Consider the following 4,415-nt stretch of genomic DNA (forward strand, 5'->3'; position numbering starts at 1 on the left):
TAGTTCAGCCTGACCCCGTTTTACGTTTTAATGTAATATTTAACTCGCTGTCAATAGTTAAATAGTTCAGCCTGACCCCGTTTTCGTTTTCGTTTTTGATTTGATTCAGCCTGACCCCGTTTTCGTTTTCGTGACCCCGTTTTCGTTTTCGTTTTTGACCGTTTTTGACCCCGTTTTACGTTTCTTTAAAAAGTCCTAGACATTTTTTGTGTCATATAATAGCCATGGCGGTCAGGAGGAAGATCATATGACAACACCAACAGCAGCAGTGAGCAGTAAGGTTCCGGCTTGGGTAGGCGCCATACTGGATATTTCGTTCGATGGCGTCAATTTTGAGGCTACTAACGTTGGCCAGCACCATAACGAGTGGTACGCTCGGACGGCCTGCAACAGGGATGATTGGTTTAACGACAATTTCGATATATCGACCTATAAAACTGCAAAGAAGTTCTTCTTTCAAGTAGACATAAACAGCGAGGTTCCGATAGGTCTTTATAATAAGGGGACGGTCGTTTTTGCTTATGACCTTGCAACACAAAAGTGGGGGATGAATGCTATGGTTAATGGCGCCAAGTGGCTCTTTTGTTCGCCGGATAGCGTTATTAGCAGGGTTTTTGAGGGCATTGATTGCCTTGTGAGAGACACGGAAGACCCGATCACGGATGAAGATCTAGATGCGGTCTTGGCGATAACAAACAGTGTTAAAGGCGACTGGTCTGGCATCCTGAAGAGGAGCGCCCTTTATCATGCCGCGGAGGGAGATTGCAAGAAAGTGCGCGCATCCATTTTTCCCGGATCCGGTTTTTCCGATGTGGCAGGAGAAGTGGTTTATTGAGGCCGCTGAGAGGCATAAAAAAACAATTTCGTGGTCACCTCTGAAAGAGGTGACCCCCAATGAAGCCGCGGCTTTGCTTGCCGGTCCTATGTAAAATGTTTCGTCTGGGCGTGGCAGATGGCGGCGGCTAGCGCGTCTGCGGCGTCGGGCGATGCCACTTCGGGGAGCTTCAACAAGTTCTTAACCATCATTGCAACTTGAGCTTTTTCGGCGTTGCCGTATCCTACCAGCGCCTTCTTAATTTCACGCGTAGAATATTCGTGAACTGGAAGCGCCGCCTGCGATACGGCAAGGAGGGCAACGCCTCTTGCGTGGCCCAGTATGAGGGCCGAGCGGACGTTCTTTGCAACAAAGACCTCTTCAACCGCTGCGCATTCCGGTTTATATTGCCTGATGATAAGCGTCAGCTCTTTATGGATGTGTAAAAGTTTTTGGGCAAGGTCCAGTTTGGCAGAAGGGGATATGACACCGTTATCTACATGGGTTACACTGTGGCCGTCCTTTTTAACTATTCCCCAGCCGGTCGTTTGGGTTCCCGGATCGATTCCAATTATAATCATTTGCCAGCAAGGCCAGCAAGGCAAGCAAGGCAAGCAAGGCTAAGAAGGCTTGCTGTTGCTGACTGCTGAAATCAACCTTGATATTTTTCTAGATAAAACAGGTGTTTTTTCTACAATGGCATTAACATCAATGCTGTCCGAAAGTTCAAGTTCACCGAATATATAAAGTTGGGTCCTTAGTTCAGCGGTTGACCCCTTTGCAATATAAAGATATCGCATAAATTCATTTGCGCTTTTTCGTTCACTTCCTTCTGCAATATTGGAGGGTATTGATAACGCGGACCGTTGCATCTGATCTTGGAGTGAAAAATAACCTTTGTTATCTATTTTTTGCCAGATGTTAAAGATTTGAATTGCCAGATCTTTTCCTTCATTCCAAACTTCCAAATCCTGAAAATTCGAATTAGCCATCTCATTAACCTTGCTGGCTTTGCTGGCCTGTATCCTTGCTGGCCGGGTTAGGACAGTTTTTCTATTTCGCTCGAGTCTATATCGAAATTAGCGTAGACGTTTTGGACGTCTTCGTGGTCTTCCAGGTTCTCCATGAGGTTGAGCATCTTTCTTGCATCGTCGCCGGCGAGCTTTATCTCGTTCTGAGGGACCATCTCAACGCCGGCTTCGATAGGTTTAAGTCCCGCATCTTCACAGGCCTTTTTAACGGCGTCAAATGAGCTCGGATCTGTAATAACGTCGTGACCGTTGCCTAAGTTGACGATATCCTCGGCACCGGCCTCGAGGGCTACTTCCATAAGCTGGTCTTCTGTGACTGTCTCGTCGAATGTTAACACGCCTTTTTTGTTGAACATCCATGCAACGCAACCGGCTTCGCCAAGGTTCCCGCCGCCCTTGGAGATCATGTGGCGGAGCTCGGCGACCGTTCTCTTGTTATTGTCCGTCAGGCACTGGATAAGCATGGCGACCCCGCCGATGCCGTAGCCTTCATAGGTTATCTCTTCATAGGTAACGCCTTCGAGTTCGCCGGAACCGCGTTTGATGGCGCGGGTGACGTTGTCGTTCGGCATGTTATACTGTCTTGCTTTTTCGATAATGGTGCGGAGCCTCGGGTTTTTGTCCGGGTCGCCGCCGCCAATTTTTGCAGCAACCGCTATCTCCTTGATAAACTTAGAGAATAGCTTGCCTCTCTTTGCATCGGCTGCGCCTTTCTTGTGTTTAATTGTCGCCCATTTTGAATGTCCTGACATACGTTTCTCCTTGCCCCGAACTGGTTGAGGTGGGGGTGTTTTTTATTTTAAGTGAGGAGGGGGCTAACATACAAATATTCAATATGGAAGGAAAAAATGACAGCCATTTATAAAGGACTTCTCATAACGGATGCTCCATAAAAATACCGGGGCCGTTGGTCATGGCGGCGATGAAGTCTGTCCCTATTTGGGGAGATCGCTTCGTTTTCGCTCGCGATTACAGTTGACACTTTTGGGGATTTTAGCTAAGAGCCCCGCATGTTTGATATCAAAGAAGCGTTAACCTTTGATGATGTTCTTCTAATTCCCCAAGAAACGAGCGTTTTGCCGAAAGATTGCGACCTTTCTACAAGGTTCACCCCCCGCATCACTCTGGCCTTACCGCTTGTCTCGGCCGCAATGGATACGGTGACCGAAAGTGCCACCGCCATCGCTATGGCAGTTGAGGGAGGGATCGGCATCATTCACAGGAACCTGTCCGTCGAAGACCAGGCTAGAGAGGTCCGCAAGGTCAAAAGGTTCGAAAGCGGAATTGTTTTTGAGCCCATAACCATCGAGGCCGAAAAGACGGTCAGGCAGGCGGTTGAGCTTAAAGAGCTCCACAAAGTTTCCGGATTTCCGGTTGTTAGGGGCGGGAAACTTGTGGGCATACTCACCAACCGTGATATTGTGGCGGCGCGCGACCATTCAAAGAGCGTCTCTTCTGCAATGACTCCCATTGAAGAGCTCATAACCCTTCGCGAGGGTGAGTCGGTAGATAAGGCGCGCGACCTTCTCTTTTCCAACAGGATAGAAAAGCTTCCCATTGTCAACGCCTCAGGCGAATTGAGGGGCCTCATCACGGTAAAGGATGTTGAGAAGCAGACAACGAGTCCTAACGCTACGCGAGATGAGCACGGGCGTCTTAGGGTTGGCGCGGCGATCGGGGCGGGGCCTAAAGAGATAGAACGCTCGGCGGCATTAATTGAAGCCGGTGTTGACTGCGTTGTAATCGACACCGCACACGCATTTTCAAAGGGTGTTCTTGAGACCATCAAGATATTTAAAAAGGAATTCAAAGATAAAGAGCTCGTTGCCGGAAATATTGCAACGGCCGAGGCGGCCGAGGCGCTGATCAAACACGGTGCGGACGCCGTCAAGGTTGGCATGGGTCCGGGTAGCATATGCACAACCCGCGTGGTTTCTGGCGTTGGCATGCCGCAGGTCACGGCCATCGCGAATTGTGCCGAGGTTGCAAGGAAGAAGGGCATTCCCGTGATAGGCGACGGCGGCATAAAATTCTCGGGCGACCTCACGAAGGCGGTCGCGGCGGGGGCCGATAGCATAATGATAGGTTCTCTCTTTGCCGGCACCGACGAATCGCCTGGCGAGATGTTCATGTATCAGGGGCGTCCTTATAAAGGCTACCGCGGAATGGGTTCGCTCGGTGCCATGAACAGGGGGAGCAAAGAGAGATATTGCCAGGGTCATATTACGGAAACCGACAAGTTTGTTCCCGAGGGTATCGAAGGAAGGGTCCCTCATAAGGGAAGACTTTCGCAGGTTCTCCACCAGCTGATAGGCGGTTTGCGTTCCGGCATGGGCTATGTGGGCTGTGCCAACATAACAGAGCTTCAGACCAAGGCAAAGTTCGTGAAAATTTCGCCGGCTGGGCTCCGTGAGGGCCATGTGCACGATGTAGCTATAACAAAAGAGGCTCCAAATTATAGAGGAGAATGAATTTGTGGGCACCTCTATAAACTACTCACTCTGTCATTGCGAGCCCCGAAGGGGCGCGGCAATCCCCCATAAACACTTGATTTATGGAGATTGCTTCGT

General features: G+C 49.7%; 5 protein-coding genes. 2 read left to right on the forward strand and 3 right to left on the reverse strand.

Translation table 11 applies throughout. The features are described 5' to 3' along the window. Positions 1–247 precede the first annotated feature (247 nt). Positions 248–835, forward strand: coding sequence for a hypothetical protein (locus COV46_01810; protein PIR17987.1), 588 nt, complete (start codon positions 248–250; stop codon positions 833–835). An 86-nt stretch (positions 836–921) separates the two neighbouring features. On the opposite strand, the gene COV46_01815 is transcribed toward COV46_01810, so the two are convergent. From COV46_01815 to COV46_01825, 3 genes are read right to left on the reverse strand one after another with little or no spacing between them, the layout of a single operon-like run. Further along, positions 922–1,395 carry a crossover junction endodeoxyribonuclease RuvC gene (locus COV46_01815; GenBank protein PIR17988.1) on the reverse strand — a complete coding sequence of 158 codons (474 nt, stop codon included), beginning with the start codon at positions 1,393–1,395 and terminating at the stop codon, positions 922–924. A gap of 39 nt (positions 1,396–1,434) precedes the next feature. After that, positions 1,435–1,806, reverse strand: a complete 372-nt coding sequence (locus COV46_01820; protein PIR17989.1) for a four helix bundle protein — start codon at positions 1,804–1,806, stop codon at positions 1,435–1,437. A 47-nt stretch (positions 1,807–1,853) separates the two neighbouring features. Next, complete coding sequence (locus COV46_01825; protein ID PIR17990.1) at positions 1,854–2,597, reverse strand: YebC/PmpR family DNA-binding transcriptional regulator; 744 nt, start codon at positions 2,595–2,597, stop codon at positions 1,854–1,856. 258 nt (positions 2,598–2,855) lie between these two features. Between COV46_01825 and COV46_01830 the strand changes: the two genes are divergently transcribed. After that, the gene (locus COV46_01830; GenBank protein PIR17991.1) at positions 2,856–4,316 is read left to right on the forward strand and encodes an IMP dehydrogenase; all 1,461 of its coding nucleotides are present in this window, start codon (positions 2,856–2,858) and stop codon (positions 4,314–4,316) included. The last annotated feature ends 99 nt before the right edge of the window (positions 4,317–4,415 follow it).

The sequence above is a fragment of the Deltaproteobacteria bacterium CG11_big_fil_rev_8_21_14_0_20_49_13 genome (genome assembly GCA_002796305.1).
Lineage (GTDB): Bacteria > UBA10199 > UBA10199.